The sequence below is a fragment of the Grimontia sedimenti genome, assembly GCF_011045095.1.
GTDB classification, from domain to species: domain Bacteria; phylum Pseudomonadota; class Gammaproteobacteria; order Enterobacterales; family Vibrionaceae; genus Enterovibrio; species Enterovibrio sedimenti.
Map to the genome: position 1 here is coordinate 1 of NZ_JAALDL010000002.1, position 22837 is coordinate 22837.

Consider the following 22837-nt stretch of genomic DNA (forward strand, 5'->3'; position numbering starts at 1 on the left):
ATGAAGATTGTGATGAGTGTATGGATCGCACCGTGTGCCAATCACGTCATGTACACCAGCACCGTCATCATCCCAGCCATACCATTGCAGTGAATCATCTGTGATGGTGGCGATAGGGCGCAAGTAGGGAATGTTGCTCCAAAGTCTGTCACCCGTCGTTAAGTGAGTGGCGTGTAGCTGGCGTGTTTTTCCGCTGAAAAACCGTTCGTTTAAGTTGTCCCGCTGCCAAAGGTTTAGGTCCCCAACCTGTGAGCCATGTAAACAAGAAATTCGGAAGAAACTACCCGCAGGTACGGTAAAACAACGCGCCTCCCGCGGTGGAACCTCGAGTTTCACAACTCTGACAGCCTCTCGTCGTGCTGCTTGATAAAAAGGGGCATCAAAGGGGGGAAGACAACCTAGGCCATAACAGATCACAGGATTAGCAGCCCGTCGGGCATTCGCGTCCGAAGGTTCTGGATGTTTGACTGTTTTGTCCATTCCATCATGACATCTATTATCAACTTGGTTAGTCATGCCACTCGCTCCTTGTCATCGTTATCAACTTGGTTAGTCATGCCACTCGCTCCTTGTCATCGTTATCAATGGAGTATAGGCACACCGAGAGAGGTAACATTTTGGCTCTGCTAAGAAACTGAAACACTGAACAAGTGTGTCAGTTTCAAAGAGCGCTTATCCAGAACAATGAGGAGAGGTTAGAAACGTCGAGCTTTTCCCGTAGACTTACGAACAACCAATCGAGGCTGCAACAAAACTTTACGGGGAAAGTGACTGTCGCTTTCTTTGCGGATTTGACTGAGCAACATGCGAACGGCTTGATCGCCAAGCTGAGATTGAGGCAGTGAAACTGTCGTAAGCGGAATGCGGAACCAATCCAGATAGGGCATATCATTGAATCCAGTCACAGACACATCATCAGGCACTCTCTTGCCCGCCGCTTCCAGCGCTTCAATGCAACCCAAGGCAACCAGATCGTTGGTGGCAACCACTGCCGTTATCTCAGGGTGGTTCCCCATCAAGGTTTCCATGGCTTTTCGGCCTGCGTGTTCGCTAAATGCATCAGCTTGAACAACAGGTGCATCAGCCGCTGGTAGCTCAAACATATCCGCAATAGATATAAAAGCGTGGCGGCGCCCTAAACCGCTGGAAATATCATTTGGCCCCGCGACGTGTGCAATTTTGCGGTGACCAAGACTGTGTAAGTGTTCAAACAGGACAAAAATGCCTTCTCGATCATCTACAAGCACTTGATCAGACGCTTGTTTATCAACCACACGGTTTACCTGAACCAAGGGTTTTCCCATATCAATACAGTAATCAACGGTTGGGTCTTTACGAAATGCGGAAGCGAGAATAATGCCGTCAACATTCCGGGCAACCAATCGCTTTAGTTCTTCTAATGCAAGCTCTTGATTATTCTCGGTATAAGCGAGGGTGAGCGTGTAACCCAGCTTGTTGGTAATTTGCTGAATTTCATGAACCAAAGGCGGGAAAATAGGATTGAGAATATCGGGGATCATCATACCGATGGTTTTCGTTGCACCGCGTTTCAGTGCTGTCGCCATTGGGTTGGCGGTATAGCCCATTTCCTGGCTTTTGTTCGCCACCAGTTCAATCACACGGTCCGAAACTAAATGCTGTTTTTCCGGGCTCAAAGCGCGTGAAACGGTAGAAGGACTAATGCCCAGTGCCGCCGCTACATCCTTGACGGTAATGCGTTTATTTTTATCGTTATCCAAATTTAGTACCTAATCAAGCAGTCATTTCAATCGCAACGAAACCTGACAACATTGTTTTAACATTGCGTCAACCTTTGCATTGACAGCTAACTTACTATGTGCTGCAATCGTTTGCAAGTTGGTGGTTTTTTGTACGTGTTGCCAGTCATGCTTTTTGGCACTCTCAATCAACCACTTATTATTTGCTTGTTTAATGCAAACGTTTGCAAGAAATGGAGTGGTAAGAACTATGAGCATTGTGAAACCAACGGAGCCGGAAATTATTCGAGAGTCTGATATTGAGCCAGGCTGGGATTGGGATAAGCGTATACCAGCGCCAGGTCGTATGAGTGTCGATTTTGAACAGCGCGTAGACTTCAATCGTTTGCATCGCTATCGAGTGGCACGTGCCAGGGAGGCATTGAAAAACTCAGGTCTGGGTGCCGTGCTGTGTTTCGACAATAACAATATCCGTTATTTGACCAGTACGGTTATTGGTGAGTGGGCGCGAGACAAAATCGCCCGTTACTCTTTGTTCACCGGAAACTCTGACCCATATTTGTGGGATTTTGGTTCGGCAGCGAAACACCATCAGTTGTACCAGGGGTTAATTGAGCCTGAGCATTTTAAAGCAGGCATGCTGGGTTTACGTGGCTCAGTGGCAAAAGAGGCCGGACTTTTCAAAAATGCTGCAAAAGACATCAAGGCATTGCTGGTTGAAGAAGGGGTGGCAGACATGCCGCTTGGCATCGATGTCTGTGAGCCACCGATGCTGGAAGCCCTGCAAGCCGAAGGCATTGAAGTGCGTGACTGCCAGCAAGTGATGTTGGAAGCGCGTCAAATCAAATCCATGGATGAGGTTGTGCTGCTAAACATGGCCGCCACCATGGTCGATGGTGCGTACCACCAGTTGGCTGAAAATCTTAAACCGGGCAAACGTGAAAACGAAAGCGTGGCTGATGCCAACAAGTTTCTCTACGACAACGGATCAGACGACGTTGAAGCGATTAACGCGGTGTCGGGTGAGCGTGGTGCGCCACACCCTCACAACTTTACTGACCGGATGTATCGCCCGGGCGATCAGGCTTTCTTCGACATCATTCATTCCTTTATGGGCTATCGCACCTGTTACTACCGCACCCTGAACGTGGGCAGTGCCAGTCAGGCGCAGCAAGACGCTTACAAGCAGGCGCGCGAATGGATTGATGCGGCTATTGATCTAATCCGCCCCGGTATGACGACAGATAAAATCGCAGCGGTCTGGCCGAAAGCGGAGCAGTTTGGTTTCGCCAGTGAAATGGAAGCCTTCGGTTTGCAATTTGGCCACGGCCTTGGCTTGGCTTTGCATGAGCGTCCAATCATCAGCCGTCTGGTATCGATGGATAACCCCTTTGAGCTTCAGGAAGGCATGGTGTTCGCGCTGGAAACCTACTGCCCGTCAGCAGACGGCAACGGTGCTGCGCGTATTGAGGAAGAGGTAGTGGTGACCGCCGATGGCTGCGAAATCATTACGCTGTTCCCGGCGCAAGAGCTCTTTATCGCTAATAAATACTGATCAATGGGCGACTGAGATGGCCGTTCCTCTGCTATTGGTGTCTCTGAGTGGCTTGGCACGGTGAAAACGGTGTCTCAGTCGCGTTAAATTCTCGCCCAAACGGTCAACAGTACCAGCGGGCGCATCCAAGAAATGAATCAAAAGGAACAGACTATGTCGGAAACCAGTCTGGAGACACGGCTGTCGCTCTATCGCACTATGCTGCGGGCAAGGGGATTTGAACAGCGCGCCTCTGATCTCTTTCTTCAAAATCTGGTGAAAGGGACCAACCACTTAGCAATGGGACAAGAAGCTGTCGCTGCTGCATTTGGTGTGGCAATGCAAAAAGGTGATTACACCTTCTGTACTTACCGTGGACACACCCACACCCTGGTTCGCGGGGCTGACATGACAGCACTGTTTGGTGAGCTGATGGGTCGTGAATGCGGGATTTTGAGCGGTAAAGGCGGCTCCATGCACCTGACCAGTGTTGAACACGGTGCGATGGGTTCTTACGCAATCATTGGTGCTCAGCTTTGTATTGCTACCGGCAGCGCATGGAAGAGTCAGTACAAAGGCTCCGGTGAAGTCACCGTCGTGTTCTTTGGCGATGGCACCACCAATATCGGCGCGTTCCATGAAGCGCTTAACTTTGCCGTCATTTGGAATCTGCCTGTTGTTTTCGTCTGCGAAAACAACCTCTATATGGAATACACCCCAATTGGTGCGGTGACTGCCGTTGAACACCCTGCGGCCGACCGTGCCAGCGCTTATGGTCTGGACTCGATCATTGTGGATGGTAATGACGCGGACGCCATGTTTGATGTCGCGACAGCCGCTATCGAAAAAGCGAGAAACGGCGGTGGCCCTTCATTGATTGAAGCAAAAACGTACCGCCATCAAGGCCACTCACGTGCCGACCCAGGCAAATACCGACCAGCAGAAGAGGTAGAACGTTGGTTGGCCTATGACCCGATCCCGCTCTACCGCAACCGCCTTGCAGAGCAAGGGGTGGAAGACAGTGTACTGAGCAATATCGAAAGCGAAGTGGACGCGGAAATCAATCACGCAACGGAAGCGGCAAAAGCGTCTCCTGCGCCCGATGTATCGCTGTGTTTTAAAGACGTTTGGGCAAATGGAGGTTGGGAATGGCGAAATTAATGAGTTACCGCGAAGCAGTGGCAGCGGGCATTGCCCAAGAACTGCGCCGTGATGACGATGTTGTTTTCCTAGGGGAAGACGTGGCAGCGGCCGGCGGTGTATTTAAAGCAACGGTTGGCTTGTTTGAAGAGTTTGGTCCTGAGCGTGTCAGAGATACACCGATTTCTGAGCAAGCTATTCTTGGTGCCGCCATGGGCGCGGCGATGACAGGTTTAAAACCGATTGCGGAAATCATGTTCTCAGATTTTCTGGCAGTGTGTTGGGACATGGTGGCCAACGAAATGGCCAAGGCGCGTTATATGACAGACGGACAAATGACGATACCTGTCGTGATTCGCACTGCCAACGGTGCGGGCTCGCGTTTCGGTGCTCAGCACTCACAGAGCCTTGAGAACTGGGCGATGATGATCCCGGGTATCAAGGTGGTTGCACCTTCCAACCCGGCGGATGCAAAAGGCCTGCTGGCAGCGGCGGTCCGCGACCCTGATCCTGTGATTGTCTTTGAGCACAAATCCCTCTATGCCATGAAAGGTGAAGTACCAGAAGATGACCACGTTGTTGAACTGGGCAAGGCTAATGTGATCCGCAAAGGCAAGGATGTCACCATTGTTGCGCTGGCTGCGATGGTGCCGAGGGCACTGAAAGCGGCTGAAATTCTGGCAGAGGAGGCAGGCATTGATTGTTCAGTGATCGACCTGCGGACGCTGGTGCCTTTGGATACCAAAACCATCTTAGAAGACGTGACGAAAACTTCTCGGTTGGTGACAGTCGAGGAGAACCCACAGCTGTGTGGTTGGGGCTCTGAGATTGTTTCGATCGTCAGTAAAGAGTGTTTCTTTGAACTTGACGCGCCACCAACACGCATTACCACACCACACATTCCGTTGCCCGCTGCCGACAACCTGGAAGATCACGTTATTCCGTCGGTCGAGCGAATTGTGGCAGAAGTGTGGGAGGCGGTGAAAGTATGAAGGTGCATGATGTAACTCTTCCCACCGGGTTAAAAATCGGGGCGGAGTGGAGCTTTAGCGACCGCGCCGATATACCGGTTTTTAATCCTGCGGACGAATCGCTATTGACCCATATTGCCGGCGCAAATGAGCAGGATACCAAAGATGCCATTGATGCTGCAGAGCGAGGGTTTAACACCTGGCGCAAAACATCTCCCCGTGAGCGGGCAGAAGTGTTGCGGAAGGCATTTCATCTGATGCAAGAGCGAAAAGAGACCATCGCCCACATCATCACGCTTGAAGAGGGGAAAACCCTCAACGAAGCCCGTGGTGAAGTGAACTACGCCTCAGAGTTTTTCCGCTGGTTTGCTGATCAGGCGGTGCAACTGGATGGGGGATTGTCTGCGGCACCAAATGGCGACAAGGCCATCATGGTTTCCCATCACCCTGTCGGAATCGCGTATTTGGTAACGCCGTGGAACTTCCCGGCGGCGATGGCAACACGAAAAATTGCCCCTGCGCTGGCAGCCGGATGTTCGGTGATATTGAAGCCGGCGACCGAAACCCCTTTGACCGCGCTTTATGTCGCTCAGTTATTGGAAGAAGCCGGCGTGCCCGGTGATGCCGTTTCGGTGTTGCCCTCAAAAAGCGCGCGCACTATTTCCGATGTGATGTTTGCTGACTCAAGGGTGCGCAAAATCTCGTTCACTGGTTCGACAGAAGTTGGCCGTGTGTTACTGCATAATGCTGCTGAGCGTGTGGTAAATGCGTCAATGGAACTGGGCGGAAATGCACCGCTTTTGGTGCTGGAAGATGCGGATTTTGACACGGCGGTAGAACAAACTCTGGTGGCTAAGATCCGCAATGCAGGTGAATCTTGTATTGCCGCAAACCGCATTTTTGTTGCCCGCTCGCTTTACCCAGCGTTCAGCGATGCACTCGCGGTAAAAATGGCGGCACTCAAAATCGGTGATGGCAGGGGCGAAGGCGTCGACATTGGTCCTTTGGTCAATCAAAGCACGCAAGAGAAAGTCGCTGCGCTGGTGGATGATGCCGTTGCCAAAGGTGCAAACCTGCTAACAGGCGGCAAACAGCCAGATGGAAAAGGCTATTTCTATCCGCCAACCGTGCTGAATGATATTCCTGACAACGCTGACATCCTGCACACCGAAATTTTTGGTCCTGTTGCGGTGATTATTCCTTTCGATGATGAAGACGATGTCATTGCAGAAGCTAACAACACCATTTTTGGTTTGGCGGCCTATGTCATGTCAGCCGATACCACGCATGCTGTCTCTGTTGCCAAGCGTCTGGAAGCAGGTGTTGTTGGCATCAACAAAGGCGTGATTTCCGACCCGGCAGCACCCTTTGGCGGCATGAAGCAAAGCGGTCTTGGTCGTGAAGGCGGTTATGTCGGCATTGACGAATTCACAGAAACCCAATACATCGGTCTGGATTGGCCGGGTTCCCCGCAGTAAGGAGGCGCAGATGGATATTATTATGCCCCAGCTGGGGGAGACGGTGGCTGAAGGTGAAATCCTGGCATGGCACAAAGCCGAAGGCGATAAGGTTAAAAAAGGTGATGTGCTGTTTGAAATTTCTACCGACAAGGTGGCGATGGAAGTGCCTGCGATGGAAGAAGGCGAGCTGACTAAAATCATTGCCCAGGTTGGGGAAGTGATTGCTGTCGGTGAGCCTGTGGGTGAAATGGCGGTGGAAGGCGAAGTCGCGAATCCGAAAAGTACAGAACCTGCGTCAATCATTGACCAGCAGGTAAGTGCGTCGGCAGATGTCAACAAGCCTGCTACTGAGCCGTCAAGCTTCAGCAAAACGGGACACGGTCCACTGTCACCGGCCGTGAAATACCTCAGTCGAGAACATGCGCTGGATCTGGATGAGATTGATGGTACGGGTAGCAATGGCCGCATCACCAAACGGGATGTTCAGGCCTATTTAGCTCAGCAAAACGTGGGAGAAGTGCCTGCCGTTGATGAGGAAGCGCTGGCTTTAATGTCACCTTCTGTCAGGCGTCTGGTGACAGAGCATGATGTCGATGTCAGCCAAATACAGGGGTCTGGCAAACATGGCCGGATCACCAAAGAAGATGTGCTGGATTACCTGGATAATGGTGGCAAGGTCGCTTCACAACCTGTGACAGCGTCACCACCTGCGAAGGCGGAGCCTCAACCCGTGTCGATCACTGGTGAGGAAGTTGCTTTTTCCTTCATGCGGAAGCAGATCGCCCGACAAATGTCCTCGTCGAAAGACAATGCGGTCCACGTCGCTCAAGGCATGGAAATTTCGTTCGACGAGGTGGAAGCGGTGCGTCAGCAGCATAAAGCTGAGTTCAAACAGAAGTATGGTGCGAGCCTAACGCCGCTGGCGTTTATTGCGCGGGCGGTAGTGAAAGCGCTGCAGGCGTTCCCTCATCTGAACGGTCAGGTGAGTGGTGAAAAACTGGTAGTGAGTGCCCCAGTTCACTTGGGTATTGCGGTGGATCTGAATCACAAAGGCTTGGTTGTTCCAGTGATCAAAGATGCAGACACCATGAACGTTTCCGGTTTGGCAAGAAAAATTGCAGAGCTGGCAAAGAAAGCGCGTGAGAACCGTCTGACACCTGATGAAATGAGTGGTGCAACGTATACCCTATCTAACAATGGTGGCGCAGGTACTGCGTTTACGACACCTATTATCAATCACCCGGAAATTGCGATCCTATCCATTGATAGCATCAGCCGTAAGCCTGTTGTGGTAAATATGAACGGCAGAGAATCCCTGGGGATTGGCAGCGTTGGTATGGTGGTTCAATCCTTTGACCACCGTGCTGTCGATGGTGCCTATTCAGGCGCATTTTTGCAGAGAGTAAAATCTCTTCTCGAGTCCCACGGATGGCAAGCAGAGCTATAGAGTGATGCTATAGCAAACTTGTCGATTTTTTGCCCGGCACTCGGTCTGTCGGGCTTTTTTGCCCGGCACTCGGTCTGTCGGGCTTTTTTGCGTTTGTTTAAAAGTCAGTGCACAGTGCAGAACCAAGAGCCATAAAGCCACTGTTACAAAACAAAAGGCACATCCCGATAGGAGATGTGCCTTTTTGCATCATGCAGTATAAGACTAGTGTTCGTGGTGGTGCGAAGGCACGTAATCTGGGTCGGTGTCGCCGACAAGCGCCTCAGTGGTCAGCATCAATGCAGCAATGGAACTTGCTGTTTGCAGTGAGAGACGGGTCACCTTGGCAGGATCGATAACACCCATCTCAATCATGGAGCCGAATTCACCAATGGCAGCGTTATAGCCAAACTCGACAGACTGACCTTTTATTTTCTCCAGATACACACCGGCATCCAAGCCGGCATTACGCACAATTTGCTTGAAAGGTGCTTGCATGGCATCCAATGCGATATGTACACCCGCTTTTTCATCGTCGTTATTGACGTCAGGAAGTGTGAGGTTTTCGCACACCCGAATAAGCGCAATACCGCCACCGGGTACAATGCCTTCTTCAATAGCAGCGCGTGTGGCATGCAATGCATCCTCTACCCGTGCTTTTTTCTCTTTTACTTCAGTTTCTGTCGCCGCGCCGACTTCGATAAGTGCAATACCTCCAGAAAGACGTGCGCGTCGCTCTGTCATTTTCTGAATATCATATTCAGAGTCTGAGGCGGCAATTTCGGCGTTTATCTGGTCAATGCGGTCAGCGATTCTTGCTTCACTGCCGAGACCTTTTATCAAGGTGAATTGATCCTTAGTCAGTTCAACGCGCTCAGCCTGGCCGAAATCCTGTTCACTGATTTGGCTGACATCGTTGCCAGTTTCCGGTGACATGACGGTGGCGCCTGTCAGTGCTGCAATGTCATGTAGGATAGCCTGCCTACGTGGGCCAAAGCCTGGTGTTCTTGCTGCAACAACATCGAGTGTCTTTCGCATATGATTAACAACCAAGGTTGACAGTGCCTCACCTTCCACCTCTTCCGCCATGACAAACAGCGGACGCTTCTGCTTCGCCGCCATCTCCATGGCTGGCACAACCTGATCAAACTGGCTGAGTTTTCCGTCGACTAACAATATCAGCGGCATGTTGTGCTCAACGCGCATCTTGCCGCGAACGTTCACGAAATGCGGTGAAAGGTAGCCACGGTCAAACTGCATGCCTTTCACTACATGGAGTTCAGTGTGAAAACCTTTGCCTTCTTCTATCGTAACAACTCCATGCTCACCAACCGCCCGAATTGCCTCAGCGACGATTTTTCCGATGCTGGTATCGTTGTTGGCAGAAATAGATGCCACATGCTCAATGTCGGCTTCTTGATTACATGGTAGAGCCTGTGCTTTCAGTGCTTCGACGGCAGCATCGATGGTTTTCTCGATACCGTGTTTGATATCAATGATGTTGTAGTTTGCTGCCTGGGCTTTGAAACCCTGATTCAGAATAGCTTGAGCGATCACCGTTGATGTTGTTGTGCCGTCGCCAGCTTCATCATTCGCTTTTGATGCCACCGCCCGTATTAGAGATGCGCCCATTTCTTCCAACTGTCCTTTGATAGCGACCTTTCGGGCAACAGAGACGCCGTCTTTGGTGATGATAGGGGGCTGGTCGAAGTTGCGCATAACAACGTTTCTACCTTTGGGGCCCAGGGTGACTTTGACGGCATCTGCAAGAAGATTTGCACCGACTAAGAGTCGCTTTCGCGCGTCTTCGCCAAATTCTAAATGGTCTTGTTGCATAGCAATCCCTCGCTGATTTTTTAATGGTGGCCAGCAGTATGTTGGCCTTTGTACTGATGTAACTATAACGTTAACTCTTTTGCAAACGATTGCAAATAATTCGGTATTTTTTTGCAATTATTTTGCGTTTTTTGCACTGGGGGCCGTCTCTTTACTGTGATCAATCTTGTGGTTTTTAACAGTCATTAAAGTGTGGTTTATGAGCGCGTATTTTTTCTTGTTGCTATATATAACAAAGCTATAGCGTCAATGTATTAAACAGCAAATTGGCGTCATCTTAAAATTGATACACCTTTTGAGGTTTTTGTTGCTCGTTTCTTGTTCTATGCTCACTAGGTAAATGTAAAATCTAAGTTAACGAAAATGTATTGCAAACGTTTGCTGTGAAGGGAAGCGAGGCAAAGCAACTATAGCCAAGTAAGGAGGACACCTTGGATACATCAAGACTAGCGACTAAGCATGTACTGATTACTGGTGCAGCACGTGGAATGGGAGCCGCTATCGCTGAGAGCTTTGCTGCACAAGGCGCAAAAGTGTGTGTGGCGGACGTCAACCTTGACGGTTGCGAAGAGGTGGTTGCTCGCATTAAAGCCAAAGGTGGAGAAGCTATCGCGGTGCAAATGGATGTGACGAAACGTTCTGACATCGCAGCCGGGGTGCAGGCAACGGTAGATGCTTTCGGGTCCATCAATGTGATGCTGAATAATGCAGGCATTAATAAGCCTCTGATGTTCCTCGATATTACCGAAGAGAACTGGCAGAAAATCATGGACGTTAATGGTCTGGGCTGTTTGATGGGCATGCAAGAAGCAGCTAAGCAAATGATCAAGCAAGGTCCACAAGACGAACCTTACAAAATCATCAACGTCGGCTCGATTGTATCGCGCATGGCGTTTGATGATGTGGTGCCTTATTCATGCAGTAAGCACGCCGTGCTTGCCATGATTAATGGTGGAGCAAAAGCATTGGCACAACACAACATCACAGTTAACGGATACGGGCCGGGCGTAGTGCGCACAGAGCTGTGGGAGCAGTTGGATAAAGATCTGGTTGAAATTGGCAAATTCCAAAATCCAGGCGAGTCGATGGACACTCTGGCACGCGACATGATTTTGCTGGGCCGATACTCCTACCCAGAAGATGTGACGGGCACAGCGAGTTTCCTCGCGAGTAAAGACTCAGATTATATGACCGGTCAATTGATAATGATCGATGGCGGCATGGTCATGCAGTAACAGTTTGGACGTGAATCCAGACAAAACAAAAGCACTCTGCTTTTTGGGTGCACAAGCAATGGAGCGGTAAGGATGAAAACAATCAGCAAAACGATGTTAGGTCTGATGGTTGCAGCAAGCGCGACGACAGTTTATGCCAAGGATATGGTTATCGGCATCACACAAAATAATGTGGGTGTCGACTCATACCAAACCACTTATGAAAAAGCATTTAAAGAAGCAGCTGCAAACACTGACGGTGTTGATACTGTTGTGCTTGATGCGGGCGGTGACGTGGCGCGCCAAATCGCACAAATGCAGGATCTCATTCAACAGAAAGTGGATGTGATTATCATTTGGCCTACCAATGGTAAAGCCGTGGTTCCTGTTATCCGCAAAGCACAGCAAGCGGGTATTCCCGTTGTTGTTACCAACTCTAATGTTGCCGATGAAGGCCAGCAATTCATTGCTTCTTTCTCTGGTCCTAACAACATTAAGCAGGGGGCTTACTCTGCGGAAATGATGTGTGACGCGTTGGACAATAAAGGCCAAATCGTTCAGATCTCCGGTCAACCTGGTTATACCACTGCTATTGAGCGTCAACAGGGCTTCGAAGTGCGTTTAGCAGAAGTTTGCCCAGACGTGAAAATCATGGAAACCCAACCTGGTGATTGGAACCGTGAGAAATCACAACGTGTGATGGAAAACTTCCTAACCAAGTACGACAACATTGACGGTGTTTACTCTGGTGATGACAACATGGGTGTTGGTGCATTGAACGCAGCGAAAGCGGCAGGCCGTGAAGGTATCGCATTCATTGGTGCCACCAACTTTGCAGTGGGCTATGAAGCCATGGGTCGCGGCGAGTACTGGGGTTCTGTGTATCAGTCGCCAGTCGATGACGCCAAAAACGCGCTAGCCACTGCGATAGCTGTTGTTAATGGTGAGGACGTACCGAAGCTGAACTACTTTGATACGCCGAAAATTACCCAGGACAACATGTCTCAGTTTACTAAGCCTGTGTTCTAACAAAGCGGGTGATATAACTGAGTGCCCTCTGTGACCGCAGGGGGCTCTCTTCCTTCCTTGTTTCAATCTTTCAGGAAGGTGATCCGCAAGGATTGCGATCGACTCTTCTGCAACAAATGGGATGTTCCTATGACCTCAGACGCGCAGACAAACACGGACAAAAAAGGCGCCAACAATTCGTCTTTTTCGCTCAAAACCCTGATGGCACGCCACGGGATTCTGGTTGCGTTTTTCGTGTTTCTTATTGCTTTTTCGCTTTCATCAGACCGATTCTTAAGCACAGATAACTTCATGACGGTCATTCGTCAGGTGTCGATTATCGGAACGATAGCGCTTGGCGTAACTATCGTGGTTATTGGCGGGAATTTGGACCTTTCCGTCGGCTCTTTACTCTCTTTTTCTACTGTGCTGGTCGTTGATCTGCACGACAAAGTCGGTCCGGGCCAAGCCATCCTTTTAATGTTTCTCTTTACGCTATTGGTCGGTGTGGTGAATGGCTTTTTGGTGGGATATTTGAGGTTGAACTCACTGATCGTAACACTGGGAATGCTATCGGCGATACAAGGCCTGACACTGATTTATACCGGTGGCCAGAATGTAGATATCGCCAACCAGGAAGATACTTGGTTTGCGATTTTCGGCCGCGGCTTTATTGGGCCGATTGCAGTGCCCATCATCATCTTTGGTGTACTGGCCATCATCTACGAGTTGTTGCTCAAACGGACGTCTTACGGGCGGAAGATATTTGCGGTAGGTGGTAACCCCATTGCCACGGCGTATTCCGGTATCAGACGTAACAAACTGGTGTTCAGTACCTATCTGCTCTCTGCATTTTCGACAGGCTGTGCGGCGTTGATCCTCGGCTCACGTGTGATGGGCTCACAAAACAACGTGGGGCAAGGCTATGAATTATTGGTGCTTGCCGGCGTTATCCTCGGAGGAACCAGTTTGCTTGGCGGCTCTGGCAGCATCACAAAAACCGTGGTGGGTGTCCTGATTCTGGGCTTTATCCAAAACGGCCTGTTGCTGCTGGGTTTCCCTTATTACGCACAGTGGCTTGTGACGTGGGCGGTGATCATCTTGGCCGTATGGTTGGATGTGGGCACCAAGCGTGGCAGCTTCTTCACCAAATTCTGACGGAAAGCTTGAGGAGATATAGACATGGATAAAATTCTGCGCTTTCTGAAAACACAACCTATATGGATATTCGTTGTGTTTTGTATCGTGTTGTTTAGCTTTTCGTCAGAGTACTTTTTCGATATTGCGAACTTCAAAAACATCCTGATCCAAACGTCGACCATTGGTTTTATTGCACTGGGCATGACGGTGGTGATGATTAACGGCAACATTGACCTTTCGGTAGGGGCTGTGGTGGCATTGGCAGCCAGCCTTGCCATTGATTTACAGGGTTCTATCGGCATTCCTGCCGCGGTTTTGATTGCGCTGGCTTCTGGCATTCTGCTTGGCATGCTTAACGGCGTTATCGTTTGGAAAACCGGCGTAGATGCTTTCATTGTGACCTTGGGTGCGATGATTGGTATTCGCGGTCTGGTGTTTGTGTATACTGGCGAGCAATCCTTCTACGCGTCAGACTTTGCCTATTCCGATTTTGGCTCTAGCTCAGTGCTGGGGTTCCCGACCTTAGCGATTCTCTTTCTGATTGCGACCTTGCTGATGCATTTGATGATGAAGTATACCGTGCATGGGCGTAACTGTTATGCCGTTGGCGGTAACCGCAAATCGTCTGTTGATGCTGGGATCCGCGTCGGGCCACACATGATGATCAACTTTATGCTGGTCGGCTTCTTCGCGGCGCTTGCAGGCGTTACCTTGTCTACCCAAATGGGGGCATCCACGCCCAACCTTGGTCGTGATTTCGAACTATGGACCATTACCGCGGTGGTGCTGGGTGGTACGCGACTCACCGGCGGTGCGGGTAGCATACTCGGTACGCTAGGTGGCGTATTGGCCATCGGCATTCTTAGAAACGGTTTGAACCTGATGCAAGTGCCGGCTTTCTATGTGCTGGTGATCATGGGTTCCATTCTAATCCTCGTTCTCTTTATCGATAAGAAAGTTAACCAAGCCGAGCAGGGAGGGGTTTCCGCATGAGTATGGCAATGAACATGGAAACGAATATCGCACCTACGCTTGAGTTGAAAAACATCCGTAAAGTCTTCCCAGGCGTGGTTGCGCTAAATGGTGTGAGCTTTGATATTCGAGCGGGAGAAGTGCATGCCTTGCTGGGTGAAAACGGCGCCGGTAAGTCGACCTTGATGAAAGTGATGTCAGGCATTTACCAAGACGATGGTGGCGAGATTTTGATTGATGGTCAGGTCGTTAAACTCAAAACCCCCATGGATGCCAAACACCAAGGCATTTTGATGATCCATCAGGAACTGTCACTGGTGGAAGACATGACAGTGGCTGAAAACATCTTCCTCGGCATGATGCCGACCAAGTTGTTTGGTGTGGTCGACTATGGCGAGCTTCGTGAAAAAGCAGCGTCTATTCTCAAGCGCCTGAACTGCGATTTCGGGCCAGACGATCCGGTGAGTTCGTTGACCATTGCCAAAAAATACATGGTTGAGATTGCCCGTGCCTTGGTGTTCACGCCGAAGATCGTGATTTTCGATGAGCCGACGGCATCGTTAACTGATTATGAGAAAGTGGTGCTGTTTGAAGTGATCAAGGAGCTCCAAGCCCAAGGGGTGGGTATTGCCTACATTTCCCACCGCATGGAAGAGATTTTCGCGATATCAGACCGCCTTTCCGTACTGCGTGATGGCGAATACCGCGGTACGCTGACGACCAAAGACACTAACGAGCCTGAAGTGACCGCGTTGATGATTGGGCGGGAGCTTGAGCAAAACGTCGTCAACATGGAACAAGGTGGCGAGACCCGTCTTGAGGTAGAAGGGCTAAGCCTTGAAAAGCACTATCAAGATATTTCTTTCTCTATTAAGGAAGGAGAAGTGCTTGGTATGTATGGACTTGTGGGAGCAGGACGCACCGAGATTGCAGAAACCCTGTTTGGCCTTCGCCAGCCAGATTCCGGTGTTGTTAAATTCGATGGCAAGGAAACCGTCATTGGTGACAGTCAACACGCTGTCGAATTAGGGGTGGCTTTGGTTCCGGAAAACCGCAAAGAGCAGGGCCTTGTGCTGGCGATGTCGTGTCAGGATAACATTACCATGGCGCAGCTTGATCGCGTGTCTGTGATCGGTTGGTTACTCGAAGGTAAAGAGAGTCAGGTATACAAAAAGTACGCTGACCAGCTTTCTATCAAAGCGCCGGATGGCAGTTACCCTGTGGGCAATCTCAGCGGTGGTAATCAGCAAAAAGTGGTTATCGGAAAATGGTTATCCATCCATCCTAAAATACTTATCCTCGATGAACCGACACGCGGCATTGATGTTGGCTCTAAGTCTGAGATACACACATTGATCCGTGAGTTGGCGCGTTCTGGTCTCGCGGTGCTGGTTATCTCTTCTGAAATGCCAGAAATACTCAGTGTCAGTGATCGGATTCTTGCGCTCTATGAGGGCAAAATCATGGAAGAGTTTACCGCAGAGACTGTGACGGAAAACCGACTGGTTACCGCCATCACCGGGCAGAAAAGTTCGCCCGACTAATTCCTTAAATAACCCCTAAAGGTAAATATCATGCACATCGGCTTTATTGGATTAGGCCGGATGGGGTGGCTTATGGCCGCGAATCTGGCAAAAGCAGGCGTTTCACTGACGGTATGGAACCGCAGTCGTGGTAAATCCGTTGCTCTGGTAGAAGAGTACCCAGACGTGAACATCGCAGAAAATCCAGCCCATATTGCCCGTGATTGTGACTTGGTGTTCACAATGATCGCGGATGATGAAGCAGCCAAGGTGGTTTATTTCAGCCAAGAAAGTGGCTTGATTGCACCGCTCGATCGTCGCGCACAACACTGGGTGGACATGAGCACCATCAGCCCCGTTTTGTCTGAGGAAATTGCCACACTCGCAAAAGCGTATGAAGTGATGTACGTAGATGCGCCGGTATCGGGCAGCCTGAATGCAGCAGAAGCAGGGGAGTTGGTTTTTATGGTGGGCGCCTCTGAGGCGCTAACGCCGGATGTTCATTATTGCCTGTCCATCATGGGCAAATCTATCTTCCAGATGGGTGAGGCAGGAAGAGGTCATGCAGCCAAGCTGCTCATCAATAGTGTGATTCACAGCCAGAATCAAATTGTGGGTGAAATACTGGCTTTGGCTGCATCTTGCAACATTGATCAAACCGCACTCCTCACTCTGCTTGGGGAAAGTGCGGCAGGCTCTGCGATGATCCGTTTTCGCACGCCACTTTATTTGAATCAATCTGAGGACGTGACCTTCGCACTGACGTTAGCGCGCAAAGACATGGCGTTAACAAAGGAAATGGCGTCTCAGTTAGGTTGGTCACTTTCACAAATCAATACCAACTTGGAACAGCTTGAAGCCGCTGAACACAGTGGGTTTGGGGAAATGGATATGGCGGCAATCGCCACATACATCGCAGCTACTAACAGTCAAAACGAAGAGTGAGGGAGAATGATGGCAAAGAAAGCAGCCTTATTTGTCGGTGGGTGGGAAGGACACACGCCAACCGTGTTTTGTGACTGGGCGACCGCGCTTCTAGAAGAAGAAGGGTTTGAGGTCGTCTCTTATGACACGTTTGAGCCTTTGTTAGACCCAGAAATTACCGCTAGTTTGGATTTGATTGTGCCAATTTGGTCGAGCGCACGTAGCAGCCATCAGGAAGAGTTTGGCAATATCACCCGCGAGCAGGAGCAAGGCCTATTGGATGCCATTGCGGGAGGCTGCGGTATTGCAGGTTGGCATGGTCACATGGGTGATGCGTTCCGCGATCACCCAACTTATCATTTTATGATTGGCGGCCAGTTTGTCGCGCACCCTCCGGGTTGGCCGGATAACCCCATTCCTTCCGATGATTTTGTCGATTATCGGGTGACATTCACCCAAAATGACGACCCGTTTTTGGAAGGATTGGAAGACTTCGATATTCATGGTGAGCAATATTACATGCTGGTGGATCCCAGTAACGACGTGTTGGCGACGACGACCTTTAGCGGGGAATACCTTCACTGGATTGAAGGCACAGTCATGCCGATTGCGTGGCGACGTTATTGGAACCAAGGCAAAGTGTTCTACTGCTCCATTGGCCATACGGTTGAGGAGTTGAAGCACCCAATGGTGGATATGCTGATGCGTAAAGGGTTTAACTGGGCTGCAAGATGATACCGGTGTAGCTAATCTTTTTTCGCATACGTTTCGTACTGATGACTTCAACAAATTAATGGAGTCGACCGTGTTTTCATTTTTTAAAGATCGCACTGCGAAGAAACTGAAAAAGAAACACTCAATGCTGCTGGAGCAAGCCATGCAGGCTCAGCGTAGAGGTGACATCAGAATGTATTCAAAGTTGACTGCCGAAGCGGAAGACGTCTTTACCGAGTTCAAGCAGGCAAGTGAACAACGGTCCTGATGCTTAGCCACCCGCTTGATAGCCTTGTTTGATACCAGCATGCATGAGTAATAATTTAAGTGAAGATTTCTCGGATTATCGAAATGGCATGGGAGGACAGGACGCCTTTTGAAGCAATTCATTTGCAGTATGGTTTGGGTGAGTCCCAACTGATCAGATTGATGCTAGGTGCTTTAAAGCCATCCAGTTTCAAAAATTGGCGAAAGCGCGTTTCCGGCAGAAAAACCAAGCATGAACAGCTCCGCCCATCCGGTGTGGCTCGTGGGTATTGTCCCACCCTATACAAGCAGCGATGAAGACCGAGAGAAGGTTCCGTGGTATCAAAGCCACTTTGCCAAGCAAAGATTGTAACAAATGCGGAAAGCCCTTCTCTTGGCGCAAAAAGTGGGCAAAGTGTTGGGAAGAGGTTAAATTTTGCTCTGAGCGATGTCGGAGAGCCAGGAGAGGTGCAAGTTAGTCTCTTGCTAAATCAACAACTGCGCAACCAAAGGCTGCGCAGTCAACTTTCATCAATTGTTCAGGTAGCGTTCGATAAGGTGCTGTTTGAAATATTCAGGATTGAGCGCTTTACCTGTTGCTTGAATGACCAGTTCATCCGTTGTAAGGGTTGAGCCTTTTGACCAAACATTGGCTTCCAGCCAAGCGCTGATTGGCGCGAAATCCAGTGCTTGAATACACGCATCCACATCAACGGTTTTACGCATTGCTGCCATAAACTGCGCAGCATACATAGCACCCAGCGTGTAGCTTGGGAAGTAGCCAAATGAGCCGTCTGTCCAGTGGATATCTTGCATACATCCATCAGTGAAATTACCTTCGGTAGAGATACCAAGATATTCCTGCATCTTTTGATTCCAGATGCCGGGAATGTCATCTACCTCGATGACACCTTCAATCAGATCGCGTTCGATTTCGTATCGCAGAATAACATGCGCAGGGTAGGTGACTTCATCTGCATCAACGCGAATGTAGCCTGGTTGAACACGTTTATACAAAGCGTTGATATTGGCAACCTCAAAGGCTTTATCAGACTCACGGCCAAATGTATCTTTTGCGAATTCGGCAATGTGCTGAACAAACTCTGGGCTACGCGCTAACTGCATTTCAAAGAACAGGCTTTGGCTCTCGTGAATGCCCATTGACCGTGCCTCACCTGCCGGGGAACCATGTAATGAAGGCGGCAATCCTTGCTCATAGCGCGCGTGACCGGTTTCATGGATGACACCCATGATGGCTTGTGTAAAGTCATCTTCATTGTAGCGAGTGGTGATTCGAACATCTTGAGGAACACCGCCACAAAACGGGTGCATTGATACATCCAGTCGACCATGATTGAAATCAAAGCCCAAAATACCCATGAGCTTTTTGCCAAGCTCTGCCTGCTGTTCAGTAGGGAAAGGTCCAGCGGGATCTTCTACAGCGACTGTCGACTGCTTCTCAATGATTTGCTGTGTGAGTTCTGGTAACCAAGACTTGAGATCGCCAAAGATAACGTCCAGCTTCTCTGTTGTCATGCCTGGTTCGTAAAGATCAAGCATTGCGTTGTAACGACTGAGGCCAGTTTGTTCAGCGCGAATCGCTGCTTCTTCACGCGCGAGTTTGACTACTTCTTTGAGATTGACGGCAAAGTTATCCCAATCATTTTCTTTACGTTGTGTGCGCCATTCATGTTCGCACTTTGAGCCTGCGATAGATTTCGCTTCAACTAAGTCGGACGGCAGCACAGTGGCTTGTTGCCAAACGCGCTTCATCTCCTTCAAGCTGATTTGTTGTTCTGCGGAAAGGGAGGCGATGTTGGCCTCTGCTTCTGTTATCCACTGACCCATTTCAGGCGCTGTAAGGGTTTCATGGCAAAGTACGGCGAGTTCGCTCATAGCATGCGCGCGGGCATCATTGCCACCATCAGGCATCATGGCAGCCTGGTCCCAACCACAGATCGCGGCGAGGTGTTCGTAATTGGAGAGTTTCTTGAATTGCTTTTCTAAGCTTTTATAAGTGGTCATTGTTTTTATCCATGTCGTATCTTTGGAGGCACCGCAGGTAAATCCTTCGCACTGCGGTCGAACAGAATAGTGGTTTAACAGTATTCTGAACGTAAAGAAATTTAGGAAAGATTGAGAGTTGCTATGCAGAGAATGCGGGTTTTTCTGAACAACAACCGATTCTCAGTTTACAACGTCGACAGTAGCACGTGTTGTTTGGATTAATCCAATTAAGGTGTTAGGAGAATTGTTAACAAATTTATGTATATATTCGGATATGGAAGTTTAATAAATGCAGCTTCGCGCCAACTTACTGGGGAGACGGGCATTGCCGTTCCTGTGGTTGTGAGTGGTTTGCAAAGACATTGGGGGCATACGGGGTCACCAGTGATGTCTCACTTGGTGGTTCGCGAAGGTGAAGGGCAGTGCAATGGCGTGTTGATTCACATTGATGACAACGCCTTAGAGGTGTTTGATATCCGCGAAGCGGGGTATCAACGTGTGCCTTTAGACTCTGACCGTATTCAGGTACTGGAAGACGGTTTTGCTGTTGATGGTCCTGTTTATGTGTACGTGACAGATGAAGTGATAGCACCTTGCAGTCATCATCCCATTGCTCAAAGCTATGTCGATACGGTTTTGGCGGGATGTTTGCGGTACTCCGCCGAATTTGCACAGAGCTTTATCACTTCAACATACGGATGGAGTTTTCCGCGAATTGACGATCGCCACTCGCCAGTTTATCAGCGTGTAGCTGGTGTGGCAGATGAGGACAGGAGTAAAATCGACTTGATGCTGATGGATTTACCAAATCATATTGAGAAGTAAAAGAAAAAGCCACGCAAGTGCGTGGCTTTTTTTGACCTCGGAGAACTGATTACTCTTCGTAAACAAACTCTGGAGATTCGATTTCTACACGGCGGTTTTTCGCGCGGCCGTCTTCAGTATCGTTAGAAGCGATAGGGTTTGTTTCACCTTCGCCGGTGACTGTCAGACGCTCAGCAGCGATGCCGTTGTCAATGAAGTAGTTTGCCACTGTTTGTGCACGCTCTTCAGAGAGTTTTTGGTTGAATGCTTCAGAACCAACACTGTCAGTGTGACCAATGATGATTGCAGTTGACTCTTCAAAGTCTTGCAGGCGTTTCAACATTGGGTTCAGATGTTGCGCTGCGCCATCTGAAAGTGAAGATTTACCGAAGGCGAACAGTTCAACTTCGTCTGCTTCAGAGAAGACGTACTTCTTCGCTTCTTCAACCACTTCTTCAACCACAACCACTTCTTCAACAACTACCGGCTCTGGCTCAGAGTGACGTCCAAAGTGGAAGGTGATGCCTGCTGATACGAAGTGGTTGTCAGCATCAAAATAGCCATTGTTCATGTCTGCGATGTACTGGTATTCAAGGCGAAGATTTACCAAGTCGTTTGCACGGTGATCAACACCGAGTGCACCCAACAAAGATATATCATCTTGATCGCCAGCCTTACTGCTCCAATCCCACCATGCCGCACCAATTTTACCATAAATATCAGTAGCATCTGTGATATTGACGTCGAAGCGAGGCGCCAGAGTAAGAGCAGTTAAATCACCGCTAAAATTGCCAACCGAGTCGTAGTTGGCCTTGAAATGACCGAGATAGTCGTAGGTAGATTCGATAGAAAAGTTATTACCGAAATCGTAACCAAGAATAATACCGCCACCGACCTCTTGGTCGTCACATCCGCCTACATCACAGGCATCTGAAAGTGTTGAAGAACCTACTCGACCACCCAGATAAAAGTTTGAATCATCTTGGGCGAATACACTTGCCACTGGACTTAAGGCCACAATGAGTCCAAGGCTTGTCACTGCTTTTTTCATTTTGCTTTCTCCATTCCTTCTAGAGAGGGTTTGGAAGGTAGACTTTGGCATCTCTCTTTGAGTCACCATCCTTGAGTTTGCTTTTCGCAAATCTTCTCAATCACCAACTTGAGTGGTGATTTAATAAGCTAGGCTAGGGCTTGGCACTCTGCAACACAATAGCAACGCGGCAAATTCAGGCTTTTTTAATACAACAGTGTTCAAAAAGAGGTGGTTTTTCGGTGAGGCTATGTAAAGTCAGTAAGTTATAGATTTGTCAGTTACTGAGCTGGAGGGCGATCTCAATTATAAAAAAAAGCGCCTAATAGAGGCGCTTCACTTCTTGAGCTCCAGAAACGGGGCGGCTGACGGAAACCTGTTTTCCTTTTCGCATGCCTTTTTCGTAATCATCGGTGATGTTTTTCATCGCTTCTTTCAATTGTTGCTTGAAAGTCTCGCGATCGATGTTTTCAAACTGCTTATCGATATAGTCTTTGATCTTCTTATCAGCATCACCGTCAGGAGCAATATTAGGAAGCTTAGCCAAGGCTCCTTCAAGCCAACCCATGGTAAATGACTGAACGCGACGGTTTAGTTCAACCTGAGATGTACCAGAACCCTGGAAGCTGTTTCTGAACTGGCCGATGTGCTCGTTCATTTCTCGATAGACGATGTCGAAAGCAAAAGCGGCAAAGATAGCACGATCAGCATCGCCGATAAACTCGGCTTTCTTTAGGCCTTTATAATTAGTTAGCACGCATTCCACGCCAAAGCGCGTATTGATGCCACGGATAATTTTGAGGATGGCGTCACTGATGGAAGTTGGCAGTAAGGTTTCTGACGTGGTTTTGCCCATACTGATAAAGTCGATGTCGTCTTGATCAAGCCCATACTTCTTCATCAACCGCTGCGCCATTTTAATGGCTTGTGCTGCTTCATTGATGTTGGAGGAATTACTTAGTTCCAGACACTTAGCAATTTTCTTGAGGGCTTTGCGTTTCGCTTCAGACATTCACTTCACCACTGAAAAAACTGGAGCGGTATTTTACCGCTTTCAGGCCGTTTTACCAAACTTCGCCGTATGCTTGAGCAAATATCAATCAGTTAAGGTAATTTGAAAAAGTTCAGGGTCATTTGGCAAAATATCCGGTTTTTCTCAAAGTTGTGAAA

22 protein-coding genes are annotated in these 22837 nt (G+C 49.2%); 16 read left to right on the top strand and 6 right to left on the bottom strand.

Annotation, left to right across the window (positions count from 1 at the left end):
* Together G5S52_RS02895 and G5S52_RS02900 are read right to left on the bottom strand one after the other, a co-directional pair.
* Positions 1 to 516, bottom strand: a 516-nt coding sequence (locus G5S52_RS02895; protein WP_235956071.1) for an urea carboxylase-associated family protein, incomplete at its 3' end; no start/stop codon positions are given.
* A gap of 179 nt (positions 517 to 695) precedes the next feature.
* A complete protein-coding gene (locus tag G5S52_RS02900; protein ID WP_165011720.1) occupies positions 696 to 1739 on the bottom strand; it encodes a LacI family DNA-binding transcriptional regulator in 1044 nt (347 codons plus the stop codon).
* A 229-nt stretch (positions 1740 to 1968) separates the two neighbouring features.
* Between G5S52_RS02900 and G5S52_RS02905 the strand changes: the two genes are divergently transcribed.
* The 5 genes from G5S52_RS02905 to G5S52_RS02925 all read left to right on the top strand — a co-directional run bounded on the left by G5S52_RS02905 (position 1969) and on the right by G5S52_RS02925 (position 8270).
* Entirely contained in the window at positions 1969 to 3273 is a 1305-nt protein-coding gene (locus tag G5S52_RS02905) for a M24 family metallopeptidase (RefSeq protein ID WP_165011721.1), read from the top strand.
* Positions 3274 to 3426: 153 nt separating this feature from the next.
* Positions 3427 to 4413: a thiamine pyrophosphate-dependent dehydrogenase E1 component subunit alpha gene (locus tag G5S52_RS02910; protein ID WP_165011722.1), complete on the top strand. Its 987-nt coding sequence runs from the start codon at positions 3427 to 3429 to the stop codon at positions 4411 to 4413.
* Positions 4401 to 5384 carry an alpha-ketoacid dehydrogenase subunit beta gene (locus tag G5S52_RS02915; protein ID WP_165011723.1) on the top strand — a complete coding sequence of 328 codons (984 nt, stop codon included), beginning with the start codon at positions 4401 to 4403 and terminating at the stop codon, positions 5382 to 5384. Before G5S52_RS02910 ends, G5S52_RS02915 begins: the two co-directional genes overlap by 13 nt.
* The gene (locus tag G5S52_RS02920) at positions 5381 to 6841 is read left to right on the top strand and encodes an NAD-dependent succinate-semialdehyde dehydrogenase (protein WP_165011724.1); all 1461 of its coding nucleotides are present in this window, start codon (positions 5381 to 5383) and stop codon (positions 6839 to 6841) included. Before G5S52_RS02915 ends, G5S52_RS02920 begins: the two co-directional genes overlap by 4 nt.
* A 10-nt stretch (positions 6842 to 6851) precedes the next feature.
* The gene (locus G5S52_RS02925; protein ID WP_165011725.1) at positions 6852 to 8270 is read left to right on the top strand and encodes a dihydrolipoamide acetyltransferase family protein; all 1419 of its coding nucleotides are present in this window, start codon (positions 6852 to 6854) and stop codon (positions 8268 to 8270) included.
* Positions 8271 to 8474: 204 nt separating this feature from the next.
* On the opposite strand, the gene groL is transcribed toward G5S52_RS02925, so the two are convergent.
* Positions 8475 to 10085, bottom strand: a complete 1611-nt coding sequence (gene groL / locus G5S52_RS02930; RefSeq protein WP_165011726.1) for a chaperonin GroEL — start codon at positions 10083 to 10085, stop codon at positions 8475 to 8477.
* A gap of 431 nt (positions 10086 to 10516) precedes the next feature.
* Between groL and G5S52_RS02935 the strand changes: the two genes are divergently transcribed.
* The 10 genes from G5S52_RS02935 (at position 10517) to G5S52_RS02980 (ending at position 18305) form a co-directional block, all read left to right on the top strand.
* A complete protein-coding gene (locus G5S52_RS02935; RefSeq protein WP_165011727.1) occupies positions 10517 to 11320 on the top strand; it encodes an SDR family NAD(P)-dependent oxidoreductase in 804 nt (267 codons plus the stop codon).
* 72 nt (positions 11321 to 11392) lie between these two features.
* The gene (locus tag G5S52_RS02940; protein WP_165011728.1) at positions 11393 to 12328 is read left to right on the top strand and encodes a sugar ABC transporter substrate-binding protein; all 936 of its coding nucleotides are present in this window, start codon (positions 11393 to 11395) and stop codon (positions 12326 to 12328) included.
* A gap of 129 nt (positions 12329 to 12457) precedes the next feature.
* The gene (locus tag G5S52_RS02945) at positions 12458 to 13465 is read left to right on the top strand and encodes an ABC transporter permease (protein WP_165011729.1); all 1008 of its coding nucleotides are present in this window, start codon (positions 12458 to 12460) and stop codon (positions 13463 to 13465) included.
* Between the two features lie 24 nt (positions 13466 to 13489).
* On the top strand, positions 13490 to 14440 hold the full coding sequence (locus G5S52_RS02950) for an ABC transporter permease (protein WP_165011730.1): 951 nt from the start codon (positions 13490 to 13492) through the stop codon (positions 14438 to 14440).
* The gene (locus G5S52_RS02955; RefSeq protein WP_165011731.1) at positions 14437 to 15963 is read left to right on the top strand and encodes a sugar ABC transporter ATP-binding protein; all 1527 of its coding nucleotides are present in this window, start codon (positions 14437 to 14439) and stop codon (positions 15961 to 15963) included. The genes G5S52_RS02950 and G5S52_RS02955 overlap by 4 nt, the downstream gene beginning before the upstream one ends.
* A gap of 30 nt (positions 15964 to 15993) precedes the next feature.
* Complete coding sequence (locus G5S52_RS02960) at positions 15994 to 16887, top strand: NAD(P)-dependent oxidoreductase (RefSeq protein WP_165011732.1); 894 nt, start codon at positions 15994 to 15996, stop codon at positions 16885 to 16887.
* Positions 16888 to 16896: 9 nt separating this feature from the next.
* On the top strand, positions 16897 to 17601 hold the full coding sequence (locus G5S52_RS02965; RefSeq protein WP_165012098.1) for a ThuA domain-containing protein: 705 nt from the start codon (positions 16897 to 16899) through the stop codon (positions 17599 to 17601).
* A gap of 70 nt (positions 17602 to 17671) precedes the next feature.
* Positions 17672 to 17848 (top strand): DUF6435 family protein, encoded by a 177-nt coding sequence (locus G5S52_RS02970; RefSeq protein ID WP_368737443.1) that lies wholly within the window; start codon positions 17672 to 17674, stop codon positions 17846 to 17848.
* A gap of 59 nt (positions 17849 to 17907) precedes the next feature.
* Positions 17908 to 18144 (top strand): TIGR03643 family protein, encoded by a 237-nt coding sequence (locus G5S52_RS02975; protein ID WP_368737444.1) that lies wholly within the window; start codon positions 17908 to 17910, stop codon positions 18142 to 18144.
* Entirely contained in the window at positions 18141 to 18305 is a 165-nt protein-coding gene (locus tag G5S52_RS02980) for a DUF2256 domain-containing protein (RefSeq protein WP_165011734.1), read from the top strand. The genes G5S52_RS02975 and G5S52_RS02980 overlap by 4 nt, the downstream gene beginning before the upstream one ends.
* A gap of 52 nt (positions 18306 to 18357) precedes the next feature.
* Here G5S52_RS02980 and G5S52_RS02985 read toward each other — a convergent pair whose 3' ends face one another.
* A complete protein-coding gene (locus G5S52_RS02985) occupies positions 18358 to 19851 on the bottom strand; it encodes a carboxypeptidase M32 (protein WP_165011735.1) in 1494 nt (497 codons plus the stop codon).
* Positions 19852 to 20091: 240 nt separating this feature from the next.
* Between G5S52_RS02985 and G5S52_RS02990 the strand changes: the two genes are divergently transcribed.
* On the top strand, positions 20092 to 20658 hold the full coding sequence (locus G5S52_RS02990) for a gamma-glutamylcyclotransferase family protein (protein ID WP_165011736.1): 567 nt from the start codon (positions 20092 to 20094) through the stop codon (positions 20656 to 20658).
* Positions 20659 to 20707: 49 nt separating this feature from the next.
* Here the strand turns inward: G5S52_RS02990 and G5S52_RS02995 are convergent, their stop codons facing one another.
* Both G5S52_RS02995 and G5S52_RS03000 read right to left on the bottom strand, forming a co-directional pair.
* Positions 20708 to 21688, bottom strand: a complete 981-nt coding sequence (locus G5S52_RS02995; protein ID WP_165011737.1) for an OmpA family protein — start codon at positions 21686 to 21688, stop codon at positions 20708 to 20710.
* Between the two features lie 301 nt (positions 21689 to 21989).
* Positions 21990 to 22679 carry a DUF2786 domain-containing protein gene (locus G5S52_RS03000; protein ID WP_165011738.1) on the bottom strand — a complete coding sequence of 230 codons (690 nt, stop codon included), beginning with the start codon at positions 22677 to 22679 and terminating at the stop codon, positions 21990 to 21992.
* Positions 22680 to 22837 lie beyond the last annotated feature (158 nt).